Below are 24,757 nucleotides of genomic sequence, written 5' to 3'. Positions count from 1 at the left end.
TCGGCGTCAGCCGTCCGTATCGGTGTCGGCGCCGGTATCAGTATCGGTGTCGGCCCCGGTATCGATGTCGGCCCCGGCCTCCAGCTCCGTCAGGAGCCGCTCGTGCGTGAGCGCGGCGCCCGCCGCGCGCTCGGCCTCGTACCGTGCGTCGCCGAGCTCGGCCCGCGCTCGGGACGCCGCGGCCTCGTACTCCTCGCGCTCCGGCATCGACCTCGGCAGACCGGCGCGCATCACGTCGGCCGCCGCGAAGATGCGCACGGCGCGTGCCGTGTCGCCCACGCGCGCGTGCAGTGCGGCTCCGACGTCGACGAGGCCCGCGGTCACCAACTCCGCCGTCTGGCCCAGGACCTCGTCGCGCAGCAGGCGGACCACCTTCCCGAGGCCGGCCCGGGGGCCCGACTCCGCCGCCGTGACGCGCGCGTCGACCACGCCGAGGGCCGCGACGAACTGCGGTGGCGGGGTGCCGCCCTCCGCCACCGAGCGCGAGACCTCCAGGTGCTCGCGCGCAGTGGCCACGTCCCCCTCCGACAGGGCGAGGTAGGCCCGCAGCAGCCGGGCGAAGGCCGCGGTGTCCACCACCCCGTAGCGCTCCGCCTCGGCGGTCGCCATGTCGAGCGTCTTCTGCGCGGCGTCCCGGTCACCCGCGCGGAAGGAGATCTCCGCGAGGCGCGCCATGAGGAACGGCGACTCGGCGTACGCCCCCACTTCGTAGGCGAGCAGCAGCGCCTCCTCGTACTCGCCCTTGGCCTCCTCGTACAGGCCGCGCCCCATGGCGGCCTCGCCCGCCGCGCTGCACACCTGGGCCCGCATCCAGCGGTCGCCCACCCGGCGGCTCAGGACCCGCAGTTCGGCGAGGTCGTCGTCGACGCCGCTCATGTTGCCCGGCATGTCCACCGCCATGTGCGCGCGGAACATCAGGGTGACGGCGAGCTCCCAACCTCCGCCGAAACGGCGGCAGTTGGCGACGGCGGCGTCCAGGTCGGCGCGCACGTCGCGGCCTTCGAGCAGGAACAGCGTGAACGGCCAGATGATGCCGGGGAAGCGGGCCCCCTGCGGGTTGGGCGGTGCGAAGACGGCCTGCACGCGCAGCGCGTACGCGCGCTGTTCCTCGTCGGCGACGGCCCTCTGCGGGTAGATCTCCGAGAGGAGGAACAGGGAGAGCAGCCGCAGGTTCATCTGCGGCCAGTACATCGGGTCCTCGGTGTCCTCTGGGAGCACGCCGTCCGGCAGCAGCCTCATGATGCGCTCGACCCAGTTCGAGCCCTCGTGGCGGTAGTTGCGCAGCCACCAGAACCAGCCCATGTGCAACGCCAGGGCGATCGCCGACTCCAGGTCGACGGGGCCCGGCCCGGAGGTGACGCGGGTCAGCGCCGCGCGGATGTTGTCAAGCTCCGCCTCCAGGCGCTGGATCCAAGGGAGTTGCTCGGCTGAGCGCAACTTGGGGTCGGCCGCCTCGACCAGCGCGCGCAGGTGGGCGATGTGCCGCCGCTCGGCCGCTGCCAGGAGCTCGGGGGCCTGCGCGGCACGCTCCGTGGCGTACTCGTGGATGGTCTCCAGCATCCGGTAGCGCATGCCCGCGCCGTGCTGCTCCTGGTGGGGCGCGGCGACGAGCAGCGACTTGTCCAGGAGGGAGCCGATGACGTCGGCGACCTCGCCGCTGGAGCACACGGCCTCCGCCGCCTCCAGGTCCCAGCCGCCGGCGAAGACCGAGAGCTCGCACAGGGTGCTGCGCTCCCGCTCGTCGAGCAGGTCCCAGGACCAGTCGACGACCGCGCGGAGGGTCTGCTGGCGGGGCAGCACGGTGCGGCTGCCGCCGGTCAGCAGGCGGAAGCGGTCGTCGAGCCGGTCCGCGATCTGGCGGGGCGTGAGCAGTCTGAGGCGGGCCGCGGCCAGCTCGATGGCCAGCGGCAGCCCGTCGAGGCGGCGGCAGATCTCGGCGATGGCCGCACGGTCCTGGCTGGGGTCGAACCCGGGGCGGACCGCGGCGGCCCGTTCGGCGAACAGGCGGTGGGCGGGGTCCGGAGGCAGCGGCTCGACGGGGCGCACGGACTCCCCCGGGACGCCGAGGGGTTCGCGGCTGGTGGCGAGGATCGTGAGGCCGGGGCAGCGCGTGAGGAGGGTCTCGGCGAGCTGGGCCGCTGCGCCGATGACATGTTCGCAGTTGTCAAGGATCAGGAGCAGGCTGCGGTGGGCGCAGTGCTCTACGAGGAGGCTGGTCGGATCGGTCTGCGGTCCCGACAACTCGTTCGTCAACAGGACCGTCTCGCGCAGGTCCAGTGCGCTGACCACCGCGCCCGGCACCGCCAGCGGATCGTCGAGCGGCGCCAGCTCGACCAGCCAGGCGTGCGGGAGCGGCGCTGCGGCTTCCTCCGCGAGGCGGGTCTTGCCGGAGCCGCCCGGGCCCGTGAGGGTGACCAGACGTGCTCCTCGCAAGTGGGAACGGATGGCGGCGAGTTCGGGTTCCCGCCCGACGAACGAATTGAGCCGGGGCCGGAGATTGCCGTTCCGGGGCCGCGGGGCGCGCAGATCCAGCCCCTGCGGCACATCGAGCCCCGCTGTTGGACGAGAGCCGGCGGGGTCCGGGGCAGAGCACCGAGACGCCACCCACGGGTGGGCGGTCGAGTCGGGAGGCGTCAGCAACTCCGCGTACAGGGACGCCAGTTCGGGGCCCGGGTCCGTCCCCAGACCCTCGGCCAACGTACGACGGGCCTCCTCGTAAGCGGCCAGCGCATCCGCTCCGCGGCCCGAATCGCGCAACGCGCGGATCAGCAGGGCGCGCAGCGGCTCGTCGTACGGATACGCGGTGGTCAGCTCCCGCAGCTCCGGTACGAGGTCCAGGGCGCGGCCGAGGCGCAGGTCCGCCTCGACGCGGGCGCGGGTGGCGTCCTGGCGGCGGGCCTCGTGGCGGGTGGCGGCTGCGTGGTCGGGGAGGTCGGCGAGGACCGGTCCGCGCCACAGGGCGAGCGCGTCCCGCAGCGTGCGGGCGGCGGTCTCCGGGGCGTCCGCCGCGAGGGCGTCGGCACCCTCGCGGGCCAGGCGCTCGAAGACGTACAGGTCGATGTCCCCGCGGCTCGCGGCGAGGCGGTAGCCGCCGGCCTCGGAGGTGACGGCCTCCTTGCCGAGTGCGCGGCGGAGCCGTCCGACCAGCGCTTGCAGGGCGGCCGGGGCGTCGGCGGGCGGGTCGTCGGCCCAGACGTCGTCGATCAGCGCGTCGGTGGGGGCGGTGTGCGGGGTGTGCAGGGCCAGGGACGTGAGCAGGGCGCGCAGTCGCGGGCCGCCCACGGGCACGGGTGTGCCCTCGTCGTCGTATGCCTGTGTGGTGCCCAGGATCTTGTACTGCACTGAGGCATTGTCGCCGCTGCGTGGCGCGAGGTCCCAGTCTTTTCCCCGGCGCGGCTGCCGACACGGCTCGCGTCCCCGGCGCGGCTGCCCGCGCTGCCCGTTGCCGTCGGCCGGTTACCTCGGCCCCGCCCCCAGGGCACGCTCCGGGACGACGCTCCCGGTCGGCACCGCACGCGCGCGTGCCGGGGTGCCGGTCCAGCAGGTGCCGCGGCGGGAGAGGAGGCGGCGCAGCCACAGTTCGAGGGCGACCAGGTCCGCGAGGCCGTCGAGCGGCAGCGGTTCGCCGTCGGCCGCGGCGCGCAAGGCCTTGCGGACCACGCGGGCCTCGATCAGGCCCGTCTGTGCGAGCAGGGGCGTGTCGAAGAGCCCGATCAGCTGGTCCGCGGCGAGGCGGAGCCCGGCGCGGGTCGCGGCGGACGACGAGGCGTGGGAGGGGGCGCCCCAGCCGGGCGGCAGTTCGCTGACGCCCGCGCCTTCGAGGACCCGGCGCAGGATGTCGGCGCGGGCCCCCGGCTGGACGCGCAGTGCCTCGGGCAGGGCGCGGCAGGCGCGGACGACCTGGTTGTCGAGGAAGGGGGCGTGCAGGCGCTGGAAGCGGACCTCTGCGGCCTGTTCGAGGATGCGCAGGTCAGCGGCGTGCCGGGCGAGGCTCGCGCGGGCGCGGAACTCTCCGGGGCGCTGGCCGGGTCCCGGCCCCGGACGGGTCTTGCCGTCGTGGAGGCGAACCGATACTTCTGCGAGCGCCTCCCCGGTCAGCCAGCGCGCGGCGGGCCCCGGTCTGGCCCACGCGAGAGCGGCGAGCGAGGCCCCGACGGCGCCGCCCGGCTCCTCGAAGCTGCGCTGAAGAAGTCGGCTGGAGAGACCTTCGAGGCCCGCCTTGTAGGACGTACGGGCGAGCTTTCTGGCCGCTCCGTAGACGCGCGCAGGCACCGCGAGCGAGCCGTCCGCCTTCGTGAGCGCCGCGACGGGGCGCACCATGTGACGCCGGCGCCGGTCCATCAGCAGGTCGGCGAGGCGCGCCGGGTGGGCGTCCAGGACCTGGCGCGCCCCGTAGCCGGTGAAGTGGTCGGCGCTGCCGGAGACGAGGCGGGCGCGGTGGCGGGCGGCCGTGACGAGGGACGAGCTCGGCTCGTCGGTGAGCGGCCCGTCCAACTCGGCGTAAGGAAGCGCCTCTTCGCCTGCCGCCACCACTACGTGGTGGAGGCGTGGGTTCGCGGCGAGCGCGCCGGCTCTCTCCAGCTCCGACTCGTGCTGGTCCGCCCGCGACGAGCGGTCGTTGAAGGTGACCGCCAGGAGGCGCTCGCCCGCGCCCGTGCCGTGCCCGAGGACCGTGCCCGGCATGCCGGGCAGGCCCGCCGCGAGGAGGGCGAGGGTGCCGGATGCCGGTCCGCCGGAGACGTCGGCGCCGATGCCGGGCACGGGCATGCCGCGGGCGGCCCTGCGCTCGGCGGGGCCCATGCCGGGCACGGGTCCGGGGTCCAGGTCGGTGCCGGGCACGTGCCGGGGCGCCGCGAGGCGGGTCCGTACCGCCTCCACGAGGGCGTCCCTGACGTCGTCCACGGCGCTCTCGGGGTCGACGGCGCCCGCGCCCACGGCGAGCGACGCCACGGGCTCGTAGCCGGCGATCTCGCGGGACCCGGCGCGCAGGATCAGCGCGTGGCCCGGTGGGATGCGGTGCACGCCTTGGTAGGGCGTCGAGTCGTGCAGCGCCTCCGGGACGTCGGGCGCCGCGAGGAGCGCGGCCAAGTGCCCCACGTCCAGGTGGGCTTCGATGAGGTCGGCGAGCGGGAGCGCCGCCGTCGCGTACGCGGTGCCGCCCGCCCAGGGGGTGTGGAACACGGGGCGCGCGCCCGCGAGGTCGCCCACCACCGTGACGCGGCGGCCCGCCTGGACGACGGCCGTGTAGCTGCCGGGCCAGGCCGTGAGGTGGCGCAGGGCGCCGCCGCGCGCCGCGAACAGGCCCACCCTCAGCTGCTCGTCGGAGGCACCGCACACGCCGAGGACCGCGATCCGTGTGTGGTCGTCGGCCTTCACGATGCGTACTTCGTCAGGGCGCCAGTCACCGACGGCCCACAGCGGATCCGGGTCGCCCCAAAGGAGTTGGGATCCCACCGGGTGTACCGTTTCGCCCTCTGTTCCCGTGGCACCCGCGGAACCGAGGGCAACGGGCCCGGAGGCGGCACTGCTCCACCCCACCAACCAGCGCATCGCCGCCTCCACAGGCTGTGGACAACCAAGGGTTCCCCATGCTGCCACGAAGGCGGCCCCGAGGAGGGGACACGGCGAAGGGAAGGGGCGAGCGAAAATTGACGTACGCTCCCCCTAATGCGCCCCTTTTGAGCCGTGGTTGAACCGTGGTACGACCCGGTTCAGTTCGGATGTCGGGGGCGAGATTCGGCCAAATCGGCCGTTGATGGCCGGAGCTGAACACCCCGCTTCGGCCACAGCGCGCAACGCACAGTCCGGGAGGCGCAGTTCGCCTCCCGGACCGGTCCGCCGCCCGCGGGGATGTAGGCGGCGGTGTCCCCCAGCCCGCTGGATCCAGTACAGCGGGCCGACCCACGCAGGTCCCATGCAACCGCCGCCCCGTAGCCCGGGTAAGAGCGCACGCACGGGCGCACGGCACCACGCCCGGAGCACACGGTCACACGGCGTGGCCTGCGCCGTACTTCAGTACGGACAACAATCCCGCCATCCGGAATGACGACCCTTAACGCTTGGGATGCGGCGAACTACGCTGGGTGTACGAATGCCGCGCGGTTATGCCAGGCCGAAACAGACGGTGTGGTGCCCGGCGCGGCAGCCGTCTGTGTCGAGGGGTGGCTCATGTCCAGGGAGCAACGCGGGCCGAACGAAAAGCTCGGCGCCGTTCTCGCCCTCGCGGGAATCAGCAACGCAGGGCTCGCCCGCCGCGTCAACGACCTTGGTTCACAACGTGGGTTGACGCTCCGCTACGACAAGACGTCGGTGGCGCGCTGGGTGTCGAAGGGCATGGTGCCGCAGGGCGCCGCCCCGCACCTCATCGCCGCCGCGATAGGCCAGAAACTCGGCCGGCCCGTGCCGCTGCACGAGATCGGCCTGGCCGACGCGGATCCCGCGCCCGAGGTGGGCCTGGCCTTCCCGCGCGACGTGCACGCGGCGGTGAAGTCGGCGACGGAGCTGTACCGGCTCGACCTCGCCGGGCGGCGGGCGGGCAGCGGCGGGATCTGGCAGTCGCTGGCCGGGTCGTTCGCGGTGAGCGCGTACGCGACGCCCGCGTCCCGGTGGCTGATAACCCCGGCCGACACCTCGGTGGCGCGGGAGGCCCACCACGTGGAGGACGGGGCGCCTCAGAAGGTCGGCCACAGCGACGTACAGAAGTTGCGCGAGGCCGCCGAGGACGCGCGGCGCTGGGACTCCAAGTACGGGGGCGGCGACTGGCGTTCGTCGATGGTGCCCGAGTGCCTGCGGGTGGAGGCGGCGCCGCTGCTGCTCGGCTCGTACTCGGACGAGGTGGGGCGCTCCCTGTTCGGCGCCGCGGCCGAACTGACGCGCCTGGCCGGGTGGATGGCGTTCGACACCGGGCAGCAGGAGGCGGCGCAGCGGTACTACATCCAGGCGCTCAGGCTCGCGCGCGCGGCGGCGGACGTGCCGCTCGGCGGCTATGTCCTCGCCTCCATGTCGTTGCAGGCCACCTACCGCGGGTTCGGTGACGAGGGCGTCGACCTCGCGCAGGCCGCCATCGAGCGCAACCGGGGTCTTGCGACGGCCCGGACCATGAGCTTCTTCCGGCTCATCGAGGCACGCGCGCACGCGCGCACCGGTGACGGGCCCGCGGCCGGGGGCGCGCTGCGGGCCGCCGAGGGTTGGCTCGAGCGGGCCAGGGACGGCGACACCGACCCTTCGTGGCTCGGCTTCTACTCGTACGACCGGTTCGCGGCGGACGCGGCCGAGTGCTACCGCGACCTGAAGGCGCCCCGTCAGGTGCGGCGCTTCACGGAGCAGGCGCTGTCGAAGCCCACGGAGGAGTTCGTGCGCTCGCACGGGCTGCGTCTCGTGGTGTCTGCGGTTGCCGAGCTGGAGTCGGGGAACCTGGACGCCGCGTGCGAGCAGGGGACGCGGGCGCTCGAGGTGGCCGGGCGGATCTCGTCCGCGCGGACCACGGAGTACGTGAAGGATCTGCTGCACCGGCTCGAGCCGTACGGGGACGAGCCGCGGGTGGTGGAGCTGCGGGAGCTGGCCCGGCCGTTGCTGATGGCGCCGGCGTAGGCCGGGGCCGGGGGGCTGTGGAACCGTTGCGTCGCACAGGGGGCTGCTTCTCGCTGCCCTCCATCCGCATGAATTGTCAGTGGGGTCGGGCAAGATGCTGGGTGTGTCGGGAGTGGAGGTGAGGCCCGTGGGGGCGGCTGCGTATGACGGGGACGTGCTGGTGGTCGGCGGGGGGATCGTCGGGCTCTCCACCGCGTATGCCGTGTCGCGGGCGGCGCCGGGGACCCGGGTCGTCGTCCTTGAAAAGGAAGAAGGCCCGGCCCGGCACCAGACGGGGCGGAACAGCGGGGTCATCCACAGCGGGATCTACTACCGGCCGGGCTCGCTCAAGGCGCGGTTCGCGGTGCGCGGCGCCGCCGAGATGGTCAAGTTCTGCGCGGAGTACGGGATTCCGCACGAGGTCACCGGGAAGCTGATCGTCGCCACGGAGCGCGAGGAGCTGCCCCGCCTGCACGCGCTCGTGCAGCGCGGCCGGGAGAACGGGATTCCGGTGCGCGAGCTCGGCCCCGCGCAGATCCAGGAGTACGAGCCGGAGGTGCGCGGGCTCGCGGCGATCCACGTGGGGACGACGGGGATCGTCGACTACAGCGCGGTCGCCGAGCGGTTCGCCGAGGCGTCCGGCGCCGAGATCCGGTACGGGGCGGACGTCGTGCAGGTCGACCGGCGCCCGGACCGGGGTGTCGCCGTGCGGACGAGAGCGGGCGACGTGGTGCGCGGGCGGGTGCTCGTCAACTGCGCGGGGCTGCGGTGCGACGAGGTGGCGCGGTTGACCGGGGACGACCCGGAGATGCGGATCGTGCCGTTCCGCGGCGAGTACTTCGAGCTCGGGCGGCCTGACCTGGTGCGTGGGCTCGTCTACCCCGTGCCGGATCCGGCGTTCCCGTTCCTCGGGGTGCATCTGACGCGCGGGATCGACGGCGGCGTGCACGTGGGGCCCAACGCGGTGCCGGCGCTCGCGCGTGAGGGGTACGGGTGGGGGGTCGTGCGGCCTCGCGAGGTGGGCGGGACGTTGGCCTGGCCGGGGGCGTGGCGGATGGCGGGGCGGCACTGGCGTTACGGGGCGGGTGAGATCCACCGGTCGTTGTCGAAGGCGGCGTTCACGAAGGCTGTGCGGAGGCTGGTGCCCGGGGTCGGCGCGGAGGACATGGTGCCGGTGGCGGCGGGGGTGCGGGCGCAGGCGGTGCTGCGGGACGGGACGTTGGTCGACGACTTCCTCATACGGGAGGGGGCGCGGGCGGTTCACGTGTTGAACGCGCCTTCGCCGGCGGCGACGGCGTCTCTGCCGATTGGGCGGGAGATTGCGCGGCGAGTGCTGGCACTGGTGTGACCTCGGCCGGTGCCGGGGTTCTCGGCCGGTGCCGGGGTTGACGTCTCGGGGCTCCGCCTCGGGCCCCGCGCCTCAAACGCCGGCGGGGCTGAAAAGATCGGGGCGCTGCCCCGGACCCCGCTGCTCAATCGCCGCAGGGGCTCTATTTGCCGAGCCGTGCTCGCAGTGCCCGTAAAATTGAGCCCACTGTGTCTGAGTCGTCTGAAACCCCCGCGTCCACCGCCCGCCCCAACGAGCCGCGGTTCCCCGATGGGCCCCGGCCCGACCCCGCGCAGTCGCACTACGAGCACCGCATCCGCAGCTTTCAGCCCCGTCGCGGACGGGTCACCGACGCGCAGGGTGACGCCCTGCACCGGCTGTGGCCCAAGTGGGGCCTGGACATCGACGGGCAGCGCAGGCTCGACCTCGCGGAGCTGTTCCCCGGCGTCGAGCGCGTCGTCCTGGAGATCGGCTTCGGCATGGGCGAGGCCACGGCGCAGATGGCACAGGACGACCCGACGACCGGCATCCTCGCGGTCGACGTGCACACGCCCGGCCAGGGCAATCTGCTGAACCTGGCGGACCGCGCGGGGGTCGACAACGTACGGGTGGCGAACGGCGACGCGATCGTGCTGCTGCGCGACATGCTCCCGGACGACTGCCTCGACGGGCTGCGCGTGTACTTCCCCGACCCCTGGCCCAAGAAGCGCCACAACAAGCGGCGGCTGATCCAGGCCGAATTCCTGTCTCTGGTGGCGGGACCGCTCAAGTCGGGCGCGGTCGTGCACTGCGCGACCGACTGGGAGGACTACGCCGAGCAGATGCTCGAGGTCCTCACCGCCCACCCCGAGTACGAGAACACCATCGAGGGCGGCGGTTACGCGCCCCGCCCCGACTTCCGCCCGCTCACCCGCTTCGAGGGCAAGGGCCTGAACAAGAGCCACGTGGTCCACGACCTGCTGTTCCGACGTCGATAGAACCAGGGGCTGTCCCGGGCCGGATCTCCTCGGCCCCGTCGCGGTCGGCCGCATCCCTCGTTAGGGTCAATTGGTGGCCTCGTATCCCGTCTATCCGCACCGGCAGGACGACGTCCTCGGCGCACACCCGAGCGGCGCGGTCCCGCACGGTGCGGTTCCGCATCCGCGCTGGTGGGAGCGGAAGGGCGTGCGGGCCACCGCGCTCGCGGCGCTGCTCGCGGTCTCCGGGGTCGTGATCCTCGCCATGGTCCGCGAGCAGACCGGCACGGAGGGGTTCCTGGTCGGGCTCGGGCTCGCCGTGCTGCCCGTGCCCCTCCTGATATCCGCGTTCCGCTGGCTGGACCGCGTACAGCCGGGCCCCTGGCGGAACTTGATCTTCTCCTTCGCGTGGGGCGCGTGCGCTGCGGCGCTGATAGCGATCGTCGCCAACAGCTTCGCGACCCGCTGGATAGAGACTGCGACCGCCGACCCGTCCAGTGCCGACACCCTCGGCGCCACCGTCATAGCCCCGATCGTCGAGGAGTCCGCGAAGGCGGCGGCCGTGCTGCTCGTCTTCCTGTTCCGCAGACGGGACTTCACCGGAATCGTCGACGGCGTCGTCATCGCCGGGGTCACCGCCACCGGCTTCGCGTTCACCGAGAACATCCTCTATCTCGGCAACGCCTTCGGCACCGACCAGCTCTCCGGCACCGGAGCCGGCCTGACCTCGGTCACCGCCGCCACCTTCTTCGTGCGCATCGTGATGTCCCCGTTCGCGCACCCGCTGTTCACGGTGCTCACCGGCATCGGCTTCGGCATCGCCGCCGCCATGGCGCCGGGCCGCAGCCGACTGCGCCGGATGCTGCTCCCGCTCGCCGGACTGCTCGCCGCGATGGGCATGCACGCGTTCTGGAACGGCTCGTCCTCGTTCGGCGAGTACGGCTTCTTCGCGGTGTACGCCGCGTTCATGGTGCCGGTGTTCGGCGTGCTCACCTGGCTCGCGGTGTACGTACGCCAGCGCGAGCTGCGCACCATCCGCCAGGAGCTGCCCGCCTACGTCGCCGCGGGCTGGCTCGCCCCGCCCGAGCCGTTCGCGCTCGGTTCGCTCAAGGCGCGGCGCCTGGCCCGCGACTTCGCGACGCACTACGGCGGCCGGCCCGCCGCGACGGCGGTCGCCGAGTACGAGGACTTCGCGACATCCCTCGCGCTCCTTCGCCACCGCGGCCGCAGGGGCAAGGCCGGCGCGGACTACGTCGAACGGGAGCAGGAGCTGCTGGAGGCACTGTGGGCGCGGCGCGACTACGCGCGCCCGGCGCTCGCGTACGGCTCCCAGATCGCGGCGCCGATGTGGCTGCCCCCGGTGTACGCGGGCCCACTCGCGCAGGGCCCCGCGTACACACAGGGCCCCACGTACACGCAGGGCCCCGCGTACATCTACGACAACCCGTACCGCTACTGAGAGGCCGCGGTCAGCCGGTCGAGTTCCGCCTGCGTCAGCTCCACGTCCGCCACCGCGAGCAGCGCCGGGAGCTGCTCGACGATGCGCGCGGACGCGATCGGCGCCGCGACCGTGGGCTGCGCGGCGAGCCAGGCGAGGGCGACCGTGGCGATCTCGGCGTCGTGCGCCTGCGCGATCTCGTCGAGGGCGGTCAGGACCTTCTGGCCGCGCTCCGTCTCCAGGTACGCGCCGGCCTTCGCGGCGCGGGCGCTGTCCACCTGCTGCCCCGGCCGGTACTTGCCGGTCAGGAAGCCGGACGCGAGCGCGTAGTACGGCACGGCCCCGAGGCCCGCGCGGGCGGCGACGTCCTGCAGCTCACCCTCGTACGTGTCGCGCGAGACGAGGTTGTAGTGCGGCTGGAGCGCGACGTACCGGGCGAGGTTCTCGCGGTCGGAGAAGTCGAGGGAGGCCTGAAGGCGCTCGGCGGAGATGTTCGACGCGGCGATGTGCCGCACCTTGCCCGCCTTCACCAGCTCGTCGAGGGCGCCGATGATCTCCTCGACCGGCACCTCGGGCTTGTCGTAGTGCGTGTAGTACAGGTCGATGTGGTCGGTGCCCAGGCGCTTCAGGGAGGCGTCGGCCGCGGCCTTGATGTTGGCGGCGGACAGGCCCTGGAACTCGGGGTGCTGGCTGCCCTTGGTGGCGATGACGACGTCGTCGCGGCGGCCGCGCGAGGCCAGCCACTTGCCGATGACGGTCTCCGACTCACCGCCCCGGTTGCCGTCCACCCACGCCGAGTACACATCGGCGGTGTCGATGAAGTTGCCGCCCGCGGCGACGTACGCGTCGAGCACCTCGAAGGACGTGGCTTCGTCGGCGGTCCAGCCGAACACGTTGCCCCCGAGGGACAGCGGGAAGACCTCGAGGTCGGAGGTGCCGAGCTTGCGCAGAGAGCGAGAGGAAGTCATGCCCCTACTCAACACCCGTACGGAATACGGCATTCCTCGATCACACCGGAAATCGCCCCAAGAGCCCCAAGAATGGGCAAACCGGCAGCCCTGACGTCGGGGGGTGTGCGCCAGGACCGCCGGAGTTCAGTTGCTCAGGGGGTGAGGCCCTTGCCGCGCAGCCAGGACGCCGGGTCGACCCCGGTGGACTGCCCGTCGGGGTGGACCTCCAGGTGGAGGTGCGGCCCGGTGACATTGCCCGTGGCGCCCACACGGCCGATGACGTCACCCGTCGAGACCTTCTGGCCCGCGCTGACATTGAGCGAGGACTGGTGGCAGAACCACAGCTCGGTGCCGTCGTCGAGGGTGAGCACCGTGCGGTAGCCGTACGCGCCCGCCCAGCCGGCCTCGGTGACCGTGCCGGAGTGGATGGCGCGGATCGGGGTACCGGTGGAGGCGGCGAAGTCCAGGCCCGTGTGATAGCCGGAGGACCACATGGAGCCGGGCTGACCGAAGGTGCCGGAGAGCGTGTACGAGGCGACCGGGAGCTTGAAGCTCTTGGCGAGCTTGGCGAGGCGCTCTTCCTCGGCCTTGCGGCGGGCCTCCGCCTCGGCCTCCTTCTTCTCGGCGAGGGCCTTGGCCTTGGCCGCGTCCTGCTTGGCGGCGGCCTCGGCTGCCGCCTGCTTCGCGGCGGCCTCCTCGGCGGCCTGCTTCGCGGTGGCGTCGGCCGCGTCCTGCTGCGTCTCGGCCTGCTGCATGATGCGGGCCCGCAGCGCCTCGCCGGCGCCGGTCTGCCCGTCGGCGGCCTCGGCCTGGGTGACACCGGCGCCGCTCAGCGGGGAGGCCGTGGCGCCGGAGTCGGAATCGGAGTCCGAGCCGTCGGATATCAGCGAGCCCACGCCCGGCAGCGACTTGGCCTCGGGCAGCGAGTCCTTGACCGCCGACAGGTCGGGCATGGAGATGTGGACCGGCGGCTTGCCGCCCTGTGCGGTGGCGATGCCGCCCGCACCGACGGCGGCGACCACGCCGACGCCGAGAACAGTGGAGCTGCGAGCGAATCCACCACGGCGGCGGGCTACGCGATGCCTACCGCGGACGGGAGCGATGGACTCCTCGGTGGGGTTCCACTCCTCCCAGGTCTCCTGCTCGACGCCGAAGTCGTCTTCGGGGCCGTAGAAGAAGTCGGGGGCAGGCCGGTTCGACGCCACGGGGGCGCTCTCCTTTCCTTCCTTCTCGCCTACCGGGTTAGCTGACGGGTTCGGAGCAGGAAGGTCTCCTACGAACGCCTCCTTGGACAGGAAGAGCGTCCGATTCACCCCAAGTTGGTGGTTCCCCGGTTCCCTTGCGGGATTGAGCGTGTGCGCACGGAGCCATCTCTTGTGACGGCTGGGACGACCGCGCTGCGTTATCGAACGTTAATAGACAGCAGACAGTAATTCCAAGCGCTTCCCACTGATCGTTCACGACTCTGGCCAGGACTTATCGGGACATGAGCGGGTGGAATAGGGCGAGTTGATCGCACCTCTCAAACGTCCGCACAGCTGATGGTGCGTCAATTGTTATGCGGAGCGACGCCGTTCGACTACCTCTGGTAACAACGATCAAGGAACTCAGCCGCGCCGCACGGCGAGCAGCGCCATGTCGTCCTTCGTCCCGTCGCCGGTGTGCGCGCGCACCTCCACGGCGAGGGCCGCGAGGAGTTCCTCCGGCCCCGGGAAGACGCGTCCGGAGAGCCGGGCCGCCGGATCGTAGAAGCGGCCGCTCGGGTCGCGCGCCTCGGAGAGCCCGTCGGTGTAGAGCAACAGCGTGGCCGCGGACGGGAACGCCGCCTCGACGGCCCGGTCGGGCCAGCTGCCGAGTTCGCTCATGCCGAGCGGCAGCGCCGCCTGGCACGGATCGAGCGCGCGCACGGCGCCGTCGCCGAGCAGCAACAGCGGGCTGGGGTGGCCGCGGTTGAGGACGCGGACGAGCTCGACGCCGTGCGGGATCTCGACGAGCACCGCGGTGGTGAAGCCCTCGAAGTCGTCGATGCCGCTGCGCCGGGTGCCCTCGCGCGCCAGGGCCCGCTCGAGGCGCTGGGCGACCGCCTCCAGGGAACCCTCCTGCTCGGCCGCCTCCCGGAACGCGCCGATGACGACGGCGACCGCGGCGACCGCGCCCATGCCCTTGCCGCGCACGTCGCCGACGATGATCCGGATGCCGTGCGGGGTGTCCTGGACCGCGTACAGATCACCGCCGATGAACGCGTCGGCCTGCGCCGCCTCGTAGCGCGCCGCGATGACGAAGCCGCCGAGCCGCCCGGGGGGCCTGGGCAGTACGGCCAACTGCGCGGCCTGGGCGATCTCGCGGGCGGAGGCCAGCTCCTCGTAGCTGCGGCGCACGATCCGGTTGAGCAGACAGGCCAGCAGGCAGACGGTGGCCACGGTGACGATCTCGGTGACGAACACCGAGTCGAGGTGCTCCGTGAAGCGCAGGTGCACGGCGGTGATCGCGCCGATCGACACGACGCCGACCAGCATCGTCGCGCCGAGCGAGAAGAACGGGGCGGCCACCAGCGGTGCCGCACTGAATAAGGGGGCGCCCGGGAAGCCGCTGGGAGTGACGTACTCGTAGACCGCGCCGCCGATGACGAGCAGCAGGGGCAGCAGCCGCAGGAAGAGCCGGACCCTCACGTTCTCGGAGCCGTGCCGCTTCCGTCTCGCGCCGGTACCTCCTGTTCGCTTCCCCACCACTCGTCTCCTGCCGTTCCCTGCCAGCTTCCGGCGTCTCACCAAGAGTTCCTGCACGGGGACGCCGGGGCGAGCAGGAGTGGGCCGTACGGGTGGGGAAAGTGACGTGCGCAACACCGGCGGTACAGGGGCCACACGGGGCGCCACAGCGGCATCGCGGCACAAAGAAACCGAGGCCGGAATCTCGATGAGATTCCGGCCTCGGTCTTCAGTAGCGGGGACAGGATTTGAACCTGCGACCTCTGGGTTATGAGCCCAGCGAGCTACCGAGCTGCTCCACCCCGCGCCGTTGTGTTCACAACTCTACGCCATCAGGGGGAGTGAACGCGAATCGCTTCCCACGAGGCCCACGCGGCGGCTCACGCCACGGCTCACGCGGCGGCGTGCGTGAGCGTCTCCCAGGCCACGAACAGGTCGTCCGTCCCCTCAGGCCGCTGCTGGCGGGTGAGCTTCTCGGTCTGCGGGAGGTCCATCTTCAGCCGTCCGTTCAGGTGCTGAAGGCCCACCTCCGTGTCGGGCCCCATGTCCCGCTGCACCTTCCCGCCGCACAGCCAGGTCGGGGCCTTGGCGCCCAGCTGGTACTTGGAGTGCAGTTCGAGCGCGGCGGCGAGCCGGTCCTTCACCTCCCCGTACAGGTCGACGCCCTGGTGCCAGGCGGTCTCCGCCATGTGGGAGGTGGCGGCGAGGGAGTAGCTGGCGTGCTTGAAGTTGCGGCAGGTCTCCTGGGCGAGCCCGTCCTTGAAGGTCTTCTGCCCGAACCAGTACGTCCGCAGTTCCTGCGGGGTGTCGATGCCGCTGCCCTTCGGCTTCACCGGCAGCGGCCCGTCGGAGGACAGATAGAAGTACGCGGGGACCCGGTTGCGGAAGTGCCCGACGGCCTGGTCGAAGGCCTTCCGGTCGTTGAGGTGGACGGCCATGCTCATCGTCGCGTCGGCCATCACCAGGTCCCAGTTGCCGTTGAAGTCGGCGGAGCCGCCCCGCACTTCGGGCAGATAGGCCTCGCGCAGCATCCGCTGGAACTTCAGCTCCTGCCCGTCCGGCCAGTCCTCGTACGTGTACTGCATCAGCTCGCCGGCCTTCGCCCAGGAGGTGCCGGCCCAGGCGGCCTGCAGCCCCGCGTTGTCCGCGGTGTGCCCGGTGATCCTGTCCGCCCAGGCGTTCATGATCTCGACGGCCTTGGCGGCGTGGGCCCTGTCGCGGGTGACGTTCCACAGCAGGGCCTGCGTATAGGCGGCGATGGCGTCCTCGCGCTCCTCGACGCAGCCCTGCCCTGCCTCGGCGTCGAAGGGGCACTCCACGGTCGCGTACGGCTTGGCCTTGTAGTCGAGGTCGGCGTACTTGCTGTCGCTCATCTCCTTGTACGCGGAGATCCACGGCTCCTGCTTACGGGCCACGTGGTCGCGGACCGCGTCCAGTTGGCCCTGGTCGACCAGGACGCCGGGGTGGGCGAAGAGGCCGCCGGAGGGCCGGTGCTCGGGGTGCGCGCCCACGTCGGAGTCGGTCCGTGTGGACCCGCCGCAGGCCGTCGCGGCCACCACCAGCAAGGGGACGAGGCTCCCCAGAAGAACGCGTCGCGTCCGTGCGCCCGCTGCCATGCAACACCTCCGGTCGGATCATTGGCAGCCTGACGCGTGCGGGCGGTGACCGCAGGATCTGTTGCGCCGGTCGGGGGCGGCCACGCGCGGCCTTCCTCACGGGCCACATGTCGCCTTCCTCGCTCCTCTTGCGCACTTCTTGCACCCTTATTGCGGCCTTCGAACTTCTTCTGACTCTTTCGGACTCTTCCGGACTCTTTCGGACTACGGGGGCCGGTGCCGGGCAGCGCCGATTACGGTGCTTCTCTCCCTGCCGACCTGTTCACCGGGAAGAGGCGATCGCAGTGAAAGCTGAGCGGCGCCCAGGTGATCTTCCGATCGAGGTGACGAGCTTCGTCGGCCGGTCCAAGGAGATCGGCGCGGCCACCCAACTCCTCGGCAGGGTCCGCCTGGTGACCCTTCTCGGGCCCGGCGGCGTCGGCAAGACCAGGACCGCGCTGCGCGTCGCCGCCCAGCTGGCCGGAGGACTCGACGACGGCGTCTGCATGGTGCAGCTGTCCTCCCTGAAGGACCCCGATCTGCTGGCGCACTCGGTGTCGGCCGCCCTCGGCCTGCCGGAACAGCCGAACCGCTCGCAGCTCGACGTCCTCGTGGACCACCTGGAGGACCGGGAACTGCTGCTGGTGCTAGACACCTGCGAGCACATCGTGGACGCCTGCGGGATGCTCGCCGACGTCCTGCTGCGCAGCGCGCCCTCGGTGCGGATCCTCGCGACCAGCCGCGAACCCCTCGACGTACCCGGTGAGCACACCTTCCCCCTCATGCCGCTGGCCGTGCCCTCCGCGCAGGACGGGCAGCCCACCACCACCGACGCCATGCAGCTCTTCGCCGACCGCGCCTCGGCCGTGGTGCCCGGGTTCACGCTGAACGACGACAACCGCGGGGCCGTCGCCGCCCTGTGCCGTCGGCTCGACGGGATCCCGCTGGCCATCGAGCTGGCGGCGGTGCGGCTGCGCGCCCTGTCCCTCGAACAGATCGTGGACCGCCTCAGCAGCCGGTTCCGCGTGCTCACCGGCGGCAGCAAGGTGGCCCTGCCGCGGCACAAGACCCTGCGGACGGCCATCGACTGGAGCCACGACCTGTGCTCTCCGCAGGAACGGCTGCTGTGGGCCCGGCTCTCGGTGTTCGCGGGCGACTTCGACCTGCCGTCCGTGGAGGTCGTCTGCGCCGACGACGCGCTGCCCGCCGACGAGGTCGTCGAGCAGCTGATCGGGCTCGTCGACAAGTCGGTGGTGCTGCGGGCCGACGACGCCGGCGAGGTCCGCTACCGGCTGCTCGACACCCTGCGCGAGTACGGGGCGGAGCAGTTGATCGAGTACGCCGACGGGCACGCCGTGCAGGTGCGTCACCGCGACCACTACCTGGAGCTGGCCCGGTGGTTCGAGGCCGAATGGTCCGGCGACGAACAGATGCCGCGCTTCCACCGGCTGCTGCGCGAGCGCGCGAACCTGCGGGTGGCGCTGGAGTTCTCCTACTCCTCACCGGGTCAGGCCCACACCGGCCTGACGCTCGCCACGACGCTGTGGGCGTACTGGTTCTGCGCCTCACGCCTGTCGGAGGGCCGGTACTGGCTGCACAAGGGGCTCGAACTCGTACCCGAACCAGTCGCCGAGCGCTCCATGGCCCTGCGGTACGCGGGCTGGTACGCCGCCATCCAGGGCGACCACTCCCCCGAGCTGCCGCGGATGCTGGAGGAGGCCTGCGACATCGCCGTACAGCTCGGGGACGAGCGGCTGCACGCGCACGCGCGGGCCATCCTGGGCTGCGTCCACATGGCGATGGGCCGACCCGAGGCGGCGGTGGAGCTGTACGAGGCCGCGCACGTCACGCTGCGCGCACTCGACGACCAGGTCGGCATCCTCATGTACGGGTACCACCTGGGCTTCCTGCACATGCTGCTGGGCGACCTGGAGGCCGCCTGCGACAACTACGACGTCACGCTGTCCATGGCCGGTCCGGAGGAGCGCTGGAACCGGGGCTGGGCCGCCTGCCACAAGGCGGTCGCCCTGTGGCTGATGGGCGACCACGAGGAGTCCGCGCGGCTCGCCCGCGTCGGTGCCCGCTGCAAGTACGACCTGGAGGACTACCTCTGCATCGCGCACTGCCTGGAACCCCTGGCCTGGATCGCCGCCGAGGAGCCCGAGCACTGCGTGCGGGCGGCCTGGCTGCTGGGCGCCGTCGCCGGCCTCTACCGCAGGTGCGGTGCCGTGCCGATGTTCGGCGTGAGCATGCTCCAGGAGTTCCAGTACGCGGCCGAGCGGAAGGCCAAGCAGGTGCTCGGCGAGACCGCGTACGAGGCGGCGTTCCGCGGCGGCGCCACCGCGCCGCTGGACCAGGTGATCGCCCGGGCCACCGGCGACGAGCCGCCCGTCACCACCCCCGAACCCGACGAGCAGGTCACACCGCTGGGTGTGCTGACCCGCCGGGAGCGCGAGGTCGCCACGCTGGTCGCCGAGGGCCTGTCGAACCGGCAGATCGCGCAGCGCCTCGTCATCTCCAAGCGCACCGCCGACGCGCACGTCGAGCACATCCTGACCAAACTCGGCTTCTCCTCCCGGGCCCAGATCGCCAGCCTGGTGGGCGAGACCGCCCGCGAGGCCACCAACCCCTGAGCGTTGCCCAACACGCTTTGGCAGGGCCCGAGTTGAGCGTCGAACCGGCTACCGCAGGGGCCCGCGCGTCCACACCTCCCGGCCCGATTCCTCCGCGCCCGCCCCCGAGGCCGGCAGCGCCTTCCAGCCCCACGCCCGGAGCAGCTGCCCGACCCCGGCCGCACGCCTGTCCGCGTCCACACCGGCCACCACGAGGTCCTGGGTGTGGCGGGAGAACAGCAGGTCCCCGAGGCGGGTCGCGACGCCGCGGCGGCGGTGCGCGGGCAGCACCATCAGTTGGGTGAGCACGAACACCCGCCCGGACGCGGTGAGTTCCTCCGTCTGCCGTGTCACCTCGACGGGGAAGTCGGCCCACCACGCCCCGTCGCGCTCCAGGCGGTACCCGTAGGCGCAGCCGACGACGCCGGGCGAGTCGGCGACGATCATGTCGAACCCGTCGTGCCGCACATGCTGTTCGAAGCGGCGCTGGAAGCTCGTCCGGTCCCGGTACTCGGACCCGGCCGCGGCGCGGTACGCCGCGACGTACACGTCGGCAACCTCCTCCCGCTGCTGTTCGGCCTGCCATCGGCTGAGCCTGCGCAGATACACCTCGTCCATCCGGACTCCCCTCCCGGTACCTTCGACGCGGCCCCGCTCAGTGGGCCTGCTTCTGCGTGATGCGGTCGTGGCGGCGGCGCGCCCGGACGGCGATCCTTCCCGCCTGCTGTGCGTTGAGCCGGTGGATCAGGTAGGCGCCGATGGTGATCAGCACCAGAATCGCGGCTGCCGTGAGTGCGGAGTCCATGGCCCTCACCGCCCCACGGCCGTGGGGACGGCGTGGGTGGACGTCGCGCCGCCCTCGTACTCCCACGACTCCTGGGCGCTCTGCGTCCGGTCGAGGACCGCGGCGCCCTGCCGGTGCACGGTCTCGGCGGCCATGAGATCGGTGGCGGTCAGCGGCGGACCGCCCGGGGCGCAGGCTGCGGCCATGAGCCGCTCGGCGCTCGCGTCGTCCGTCTCGGGCGGGATCACCAGCAGGTCGAAGCGGCCGGTCCCGTAGGACAGCAACAGCAGCTTGTGCGGGTCGAGTTCGGGGGTGAACCAGCCGACCTTCAGGACGCGCTCGTGGAGGGTCACCTTCCGCGGGACGACGGGCCACAGCATCGGGTTGACGGCGACGCGCGTGATCCGGCCCCACAACGGATCGAGTACGTCCACCAGGCCGGGGAGTTCGGCGGCCAGGTCGCGTGAACGGGGCCACCAGGCACCATCGAGCAGACCGTGACCGGTGGGGGACTTGAGCGCCACACGTGCGGGGGAGAGCGGAGGCGGTAGGGCGGTGCGGAGGGACGTGGTGCTCGCGGTCATGATGCGAACCCGTCTTCGGAGCGGCACGGCGGCCGTCCCCGATGCCAATGGCTCACCGAGGACGAGACCTGCGTGGATGCCGGAGTGCGAAATGCCCTGGGTACCTTCAACGGTACTCCTACGGCCGGGGCCGCAGACGATTCCGGGCCGCCCGTCATCGACGTCGTCGAAGGTTCCTCAAGCGGAGGAGCAGCCCTCGCTCGCCATCAGCGCGGTCCCGGTGAGGCGGAGGGCGGGGTCGGCGGCCGCGATCATCAGCCGTGCGGCCTCGTCGGGCGTACTGCGCGGTGGGACGACGAGCAGGTCCCAGCGGCCCACACCGTGCGAGAAGAGCCGGATCGTGTGCGGGTCGAGGCCGGACACGCACCACGTGGCCGTGACCGTGTGCCCCGTCACGGGCAGGATGCGCGGCTCCTTCGGCCAGCTTCCCCGGCTGGACGCGATCCGGGTCACCAGCCCGCGCGACACGTCGAACACATCGGTGAGCGCGGCCAGTTCGGCGGACAGATCGTCGCTGCGGGGCCACCAGGCTCCGCACACAGGACCCGGCGGGAAAGTCGGCGGGCGCAGGGCGAGACGGGCGGGCGGGTACGCGTCGAGTCCACCGTGGGTGGCCGAACTGCGGTGAGCGGTGGGTGCGTTCATGACGCACACCCTTCTGCGGGCCGGCATGACGGCAAAGCCCGGTGTCGTGGTGCACCGGAAGCGACGCCGAACGGAGTCGGCATACGAGGAGCACCCGGTGGCCCCAGCGTACGTCCGGCCCGTTTCCCGTAGGGCAGGAGTACGGTGAAGGAGACGAGGACATCCGTACGCCGGTGCCCGATCACCCCGGAACACCCGCTCCCTTCCTCGCCGTTCACTCTGGGGCAGCCCCCGACGCCGCGTGTCCGGCGGGGAGGCGACATGCACCGGCGGGCCCCGGCCCACCCATGACCCACGCACCGCACAGGTCGCCCGCACCTCGCCCGCAACTCCTCGATCCAGAAGGAAAGCAGCCGCATGTCGAGCCTGATGACGGGTAGGTTCCTCTTCTACGTACCCCGCGACCCCGGGTGCGGTCATGAAAACGGCCGGACCCGCGAAGTCGACACCCGCGGCTCCGGCGCCACGTCCCTCCGGACAGCCATCACCGGGGCACTCCCGCGTTCAGGAGTCGCAGGGGACGAGGCAGGCGAGCAGACGCCGAAGGGGGAGGGCGTTCTCTCGCCGGATCGGCCCCTGGCGATGTTCTTCGGATTCCCGCCGGGGGCCGTTCCGCGACCGGTGCGGTACGGAAGGTGCGGGTCCGTCTCATGAGCGGGCGTACGGTGCGGCCCGCCGACGACCGGGCGCCCTCGCGCCACAAGGAGCAGGGCCCCTCGCCCTTGGAGGCCGAGCGGATTCTTCCGCTGGCCCGGGGCCAGGTCGACGACCGGCTCCAGGAACTCGGCGCGCTGTACGCGGCCAATTGCGGTGCGGAAGCCGGGCAGTGGGACCGGGTGACCCACGCCTTCCTGCGCCGCCTGATGAGCGACATCCGGCGCCCCGGCTTCGGCCTGCTGATCGCGGAGAACTCCACGATGACGGCGTACGCCTACGGATTCCCGCTGCACCGCGGGCTCTTCGAGATACGCGAGATCGTGGTGCCGCGTCGGGCGCGGGTGCAGTCACCGCACCAGGACTGGAACCTGGCCCGGCGTCTGCAACGCCGACTCCTCGCCGACCACGGTCACTCCACGGGCATCACCCTGGTCGACAGGTCCGACGTATGGACCCATGCGGCACTGCGGTCCTGGGGCTGGCGGGACGCCCCGGACAGCTCGTACGGGATCCCGGTGCGGCCCCACCGCACGGTCCTGCTCCTCGATCTCTGAGCGACGACCCGGCCCTCACGGGGTGGCGTTGGTGGTGTCCGGGGCCGGGATCACCGCGGTGTCGAACGTGCCGTCGACGACACGCCTGGCCAGCTCCGTGAGCCGCAGATGGTGGGAGCGGGCGTAGGACCGGAACGCGGCGAACGCCTCGTCGACGGAGGTGTCCCAGCGCTCGGCGAGCACGCCCTTGACCTGCTCCACCAGGATGCGGCTGGTCAGCGCGGTGTTCAGCTGCGTGTTCTCGACGTGGGACTGCTCCAGCGTGCGCTGCTGAAGAATCGTGATCGTGGCGACGTCCGCCAGCGCCTGGGCGAGGGCGATCTCGTCCCCTCCCAAGCGGCGCTCGGTCCGCTGGAAGAGGTTCAGGGCACCAACCACCCGGTCGCGCAGCCGCAGCGGAATCGCATGCGTCGCCCGAAAGCCGATCTCGTGGGCGGCCGGTGTGAAGTGCGGCCAGTCCGCGGCCGACTCCGGACGCCTCAGGTCGATGTTCGTCCGGGCCGCGCCGCTGCGGAAGCACTCCACGCACGGCCCCTGGTCGTACTGCCGGGCGAACAGCTCGAGGAGCCGCGTGTGCTCGTCCGACGCGGCGATGACCTGGAGTTCACCCTGTGGGTCGGCGAGCAGAATGCCCGCGGCCGATACGTCGAGGAGTTCCACGCAGCGCGCGGACAGCCGCTGCAAGAGGTCGAGTACGTCGAAGTCGTCGATGAGCGAATCCGCGATCTCGACGAACACTTCGGCGAGCCGCTGTTCCCGGGCCATGCTGATCATCCCTCTCCACTTTCGGGCAAATGAGGCCCGTTGCCATCGTCTTGGGTTCCGTCGTCGAAGCGCAGCCGTCGGGCCACGATGTCCTCCGCGACGTCACCGAGGGAACGCTCGCTGCCGTACGCCGCGGCGCGCAGCCGCACCAGGGCGTCGCCCATCGAGGTGCCCAGCTGGACGCTGAGCATGCCCGTGGCCTGGTGCACCACGGCCCGCTGAAGCCCTTCCGGCGGCCACAGCCGGTCGTCGTCCACGGCGCTCCCGTTGCTCCCGATCCGCTGTCCGGCGGGCCCCCGGTCGCCGAGCAGCGCCGCGATCAGGGCGGCGGTCAGCGTGTTCGTGTCCCTGAGTTGTCTGTCGCTGAGAGCGCCCCCGTCGCACAACAAGGTCAACAGGCCGAGCCGCGCGCCCCCCAGAGCCAGCGGGAAGCAGCACACGCCGTACACCCCGAGCTGTCGCGCGGCGGGCAGCAGCACGGGCCAGCGTTCGGGCCGCACCCGCTGAAGGTCCGGTTCGAGGACCGGGACCCCGGCGCGCGCGGCATCGGGCCCGGGCCCCTCGCCGAGGGTGAACTGCAACTCCTCGAACCGCAGGCTCAGTTCGGGAAAACACCACAACGGCTCGGGCGCCCGCGCGCTGTCCGCCTCCGCCGGGGACCGAGCGAACACGGACACGGCAACGCCCTCGACTCCCAGGGCCTGCGCGCCGGCAGCCGCGGGGTCCTTGTCGCTCCCCGGGCGCAGGCACCGCAGCACCTCGGCCATGCCGTTGCCGGTCACCGCTCGCCGTCGTGCCGAGCCTGGTGCCCTCCCGCCCCGTGCCGGGCGTCCTGAACGCTCGCGTAGCCCGGGAACCGGTCGGCGAGGCCACCGGCCCGGAAGACCAGGGAGGTCGCCGACCGGGTGTAGACGACCCGGGTCCAGCCGTGCCGCTCCCGGCTCTCGGCCCACGCCTCGCACAGCGGTTCAAGGATGCTGCCGTCCGCGAAGGTCACCGCGCTCAGGTCCACGATGAGACGGAGCCGGCCTTGCCCGGTACGGACCTGGCGCAGGGCCCGCTCCAGGCGGGGCACGGTGGTCACGTCCAGCTCACCGTGCGCGCGCACCACACGGCAGTCGTCGAACTGGACGGGGAACGCCGACCGGGCGGTCGATTCGGACAGATCGGAACGAGGGCTCATGCGCCCCATCTCCTCTGGCAAGGATGGTGCTTCACATGCGCAGAGCCTCTGTTGCGCGGAACAAACTGCACGGAGAGGGCCGGGTCCGGGGCGGCCGTCCTTCGAGCGTACTCGTGCACGCGGGGGTCGTTCGGGCCCACATGCCCGATGTTCAGATACCTGAACTCCCGGCTCCGGATGCCCGCCCCGCAAACACAACGGCGCCCGAGCCGACCGAAGCCGACCCGGGCGCCGCCCGGCAGGTCGGAGGGGCTGGCCCCTCCCCCACACTCGTAGACCCTGTGGGACTCGAACCCACAACCAATGGATTAAAAGTCCACTGCTCTGCCAATTGAGCTAAGGGTCCACACGCCGACCTGAGCCGACGCACCCCCGAGCATAGCCCGACGAGGCCGGGAGGCCGATCGGGTATCGGCTTACCGGTCCTCGCGCG

The 24,757-nt window shown here is 72.1% G+C and carries 19 protein-coding genes, 2 tRNA genes and 1 riboswitch; of the genes, 6 read left to right on the top strand and 15 right to left on the bottom strand.

Annotated elements, in window-relative coordinates; translation table 11 throughout:
- Positions 1 to 6 precede the first annotated feature (6 nt).
- Positions 7 to 3,342: an ATP-binding protein gene (locus tag ACYSUO_RS15855; RefSeq protein ID WP_461776713.1), complete on the bottom strand. Its 3,336-nt coding sequence runs from the start codon at positions 3,340 to 3,342 to the stop codon at positions 7 to 9.
- A 114-nt stretch (positions 3,343 to 3,456) separates the two neighbouring features.
- Positions 3,457 to 5,550 (bottom strand): asparagine synthase-related protein, encoded by a 2,094-nt coding sequence (locus tag ACYSUO_RS15850; protein ID WP_461776712.1) that lies wholly within the window; start codon positions 5,548 to 5,550, stop codon positions 3,457 to 3,459.
- Positions 5,551 to 6,168: 618 nt separating this feature from the next.
- Here ACYSUO_RS15850 and ACYSUO_RS15845 point away from each other — a divergent pair.
- The 4 genes from ACYSUO_RS15845 to ACYSUO_RS15830 all read left to right on the top strand — a co-directional run bounded on the left by ACYSUO_RS15845 (position 6,169) and on the right by ACYSUO_RS15830 (position 11,311).
- Entirely contained in the window at positions 6,169 to 7,590 is a 1,422-nt protein-coding gene (locus ACYSUO_RS15845; RefSeq protein ID WP_461776711.1) for an MFS transporter, read from the top strand.
- A gap of 94 nt (positions 7,591 to 7,684) precedes the next feature.
- Entirely contained in the window at positions 7,685 to 8,917 is a 1,233-nt protein-coding gene (gene lhgO, locus ACYSUO_RS15840) for an L-2-hydroxyglutarate oxidase (protein WP_461776736.1), read from the top strand.
- A gap of 188 nt (positions 8,918 to 9,105) precedes the next feature.
- Positions 9,106 to 9,873 (top strand): tRNA (guanosine(46)-N7)-methyltransferase TrmB, encoded by a 768-nt coding sequence (gene trmB / locus ACYSUO_RS15835; RefSeq protein WP_461776710.1) that lies wholly within the window; start codon positions 9,106 to 9,108, stop codon positions 9,871 to 9,873.
- A gap of 73 nt (positions 9,874 to 9,946) precedes the next feature.
- Positions 9,947 to 11,311 carry a PrsW family intramembrane metalloprotease gene (locus ACYSUO_RS15830; RefSeq protein ID WP_461776709.1) on the top strand — a complete coding sequence of 455 codons (1,365 nt, stop codon included), beginning with the start codon at positions 9,947 to 9,949 and terminating at the stop codon, positions 11,309 to 11,311.
- Here the strand turns inward: ACYSUO_RS15830 and ACYSUO_RS15825 are convergent.
- The 5 genes from ACYSUO_RS15825 to ACYSUO_RS15805 form a co-directional block, all read right to left on the bottom strand.
- Positions 11,305 to 12,258, bottom strand: coding sequence for an aldo/keto reductase (locus ACYSUO_RS15825; RefSeq protein WP_461776708.1), 954 nt, complete (start codon positions 12,256 to 12,258; stop codon positions 11,305 to 11,307). The two genes, ACYSUO_RS15830 and ACYSUO_RS15825, sit on opposite strands and share 7 nt — an antisense overlap.
- A 134-nt stretch (positions 12,259 to 12,392) precedes the next feature.
- Positions 12,393 to 13,445: a M23 family metallopeptidase gene (locus ACYSUO_RS15820; protein ID WP_461776707.1), complete on the bottom strand. Its 1,053-nt coding sequence runs from the start codon at positions 13,443 to 13,445 to the stop codon at positions 12,393 to 12,395.
- 11 nt (positions 13,446 to 13,456) lie between these two features.
- Positions 13,457 to 13,604, bottom strand: a riboswitch (cyclic di-AMP (ydaO/yuaA leader).
- A 243-nt stretch (positions 13,605 to 13,847) separates the two neighbouring features.
- On the bottom strand, positions 13,848 to 14,966 hold the full coding sequence (locus tag ACYSUO_RS15815) for a PP2C family protein-serine/threonine phosphatase (protein ID WP_461776706.1): 1,119 nt from the start codon (positions 14,964 to 14,966) through the stop codon (positions 13,848 to 13,850).
- Positions 14,967 to 15,178: 212 nt separating this feature from the next.
- Positions 15,179 to 15,252 (bottom strand) — tRNA-Met (locus ACYSUO_RS15810).
- Between the two features lie 85 nt (positions 15,253 to 15,337).
- On the bottom strand, positions 15,338 to 16,561 hold the full coding sequence (locus ACYSUO_RS15805) for an alginate lyase family protein (protein WP_461776705.1): 1,224 nt from the start codon (positions 16,559 to 16,561) through the stop codon (positions 15,338 to 15,340).
- Between the two features lie 323 nt (positions 16,562 to 16,884).
- On the opposite strand from ACYSUO_RS15805, the gene ACYSUO_RS15800 reads away from it, so the two are divergent.
- Positions 16,885 to 19,173: an ATP-binding protein gene (locus ACYSUO_RS15800; RefSeq protein WP_461776704.1), complete on the top strand. Its 2,289-nt coding sequence runs from the start codon at positions 16,885 to 16,887 to the stop codon at positions 19,171 to 19,173.
- 48 nt (positions 19,174 to 19,221) lie between these two features.
- On the opposite strand, the gene ACYSUO_RS15795 is transcribed toward ACYSUO_RS15800, so the two are convergent.
- The 4 genes from ACYSUO_RS15795 to ACYSUO_RS15780 form a co-directional block, all read right to left on the bottom strand.
- Positions 19,222 to 19,770 (bottom strand): GNAT family N-acetyltransferase, encoded by a 549-nt coding sequence (locus ACYSUO_RS15795; RefSeq protein ID WP_461776703.1) that lies wholly within the window; start codon positions 19,768 to 19,770, stop codon positions 19,222 to 19,224.
- A gap of 37 nt (positions 19,771 to 19,807) precedes the next feature.
- Positions 19,808 to 19,957: a hypothetical protein gene (locus ACYSUO_RS15790; protein WP_461776702.1), complete on the bottom strand. Its 150-nt coding sequence runs from the start codon at positions 19,955 to 19,957 to the stop codon at positions 19,808 to 19,810.
- Positions 19,958 to 19,962: 5 nt separating this feature from the next.
- Positions 19,963 to 20,520 carry a DUF5994 family protein gene (locus tag ACYSUO_RS15785; protein ID WP_461776701.1) on the bottom strand — a complete coding sequence of 186 codons (558 nt, stop codon included), beginning with the start codon at positions 20,518 to 20,520 and terminating at the stop codon, positions 19,963 to 19,965.
- 177 nt (positions 20,521 to 20,697) lie between these two features.
- A complete protein-coding gene (locus ACYSUO_RS15780; protein ID WP_461776700.1) occupies positions 20,698 to 21,165 on the bottom strand; it encodes a DUF5994 family protein in 468 nt (155 codons plus the stop codon).
- A gap of 650 nt (positions 21,166 to 21,815) precedes the next feature.
- Here ACYSUO_RS15780 and ACYSUO_RS15775 point away from each other — a divergent pair.
- Positions 21,816 to 22,376, top strand: coding sequence for a hypothetical protein (locus ACYSUO_RS15775; RefSeq protein ID WP_461776699.1), 561 nt, complete (start codon positions 21,816 to 21,818; stop codon positions 22,374 to 22,376).
- A gap of 15 nt (positions 22,377 to 22,391) precedes the next feature.
- On the opposite strand, the gene ACYSUO_RS15770 is transcribed toward ACYSUO_RS15775, so the two are convergent.
- The 4 genes from ACYSUO_RS15770 to ACYSUO_RS15755 form a co-directional block, all read right to left on the bottom strand.
- Positions 22,392 to 23,150, bottom strand: a complete 759-nt coding sequence (locus tag ACYSUO_RS15770) for a GAF domain-containing protein (RefSeq protein WP_461776698.1) — start codon at positions 23,148 to 23,150, stop codon at positions 22,392 to 22,394.
- Positions 23,147 to 23,923 carry an ANTAR domain-containing protein gene (locus tag ACYSUO_RS15765; protein ID WP_461776697.1) on the bottom strand — a complete coding sequence of 259 codons (777 nt, stop codon included), beginning with the start codon at positions 23,921 to 23,923 and terminating at the stop codon, positions 23,147 to 23,149. The genes ACYSUO_RS15770 and ACYSUO_RS15765 overlap by 4 nt, the downstream gene beginning before the upstream one ends.
- On the bottom strand, positions 23,920 to 24,324 hold the full coding sequence (locus ACYSUO_RS15760; protein ID WP_461776696.1) for an STAS domain-containing protein: 405 nt from the start codon (positions 24,322 to 24,324) through the stop codon (positions 23,920 to 23,922). The genes ACYSUO_RS15765 and ACYSUO_RS15760 overlap by 4 nt, the downstream gene beginning before the upstream one ends.
- A gap of 273 nt (positions 24,325 to 24,597) precedes the next feature.
- Positions 24,598 to 24,670 (bottom strand) — tRNA-Lys (locus ACYSUO_RS15755).
- Between the last annotated feature and the right edge of the window lie 87 nt (positions 24,671 to 24,757).

This window comes from Streptomyces sp. UC4497, from assembly GCF_054871485.1.
Note: the sequence above shows the minus strand (reverse complement) of the source record. Positions and strands in the feature narration are given on the sequence as shown.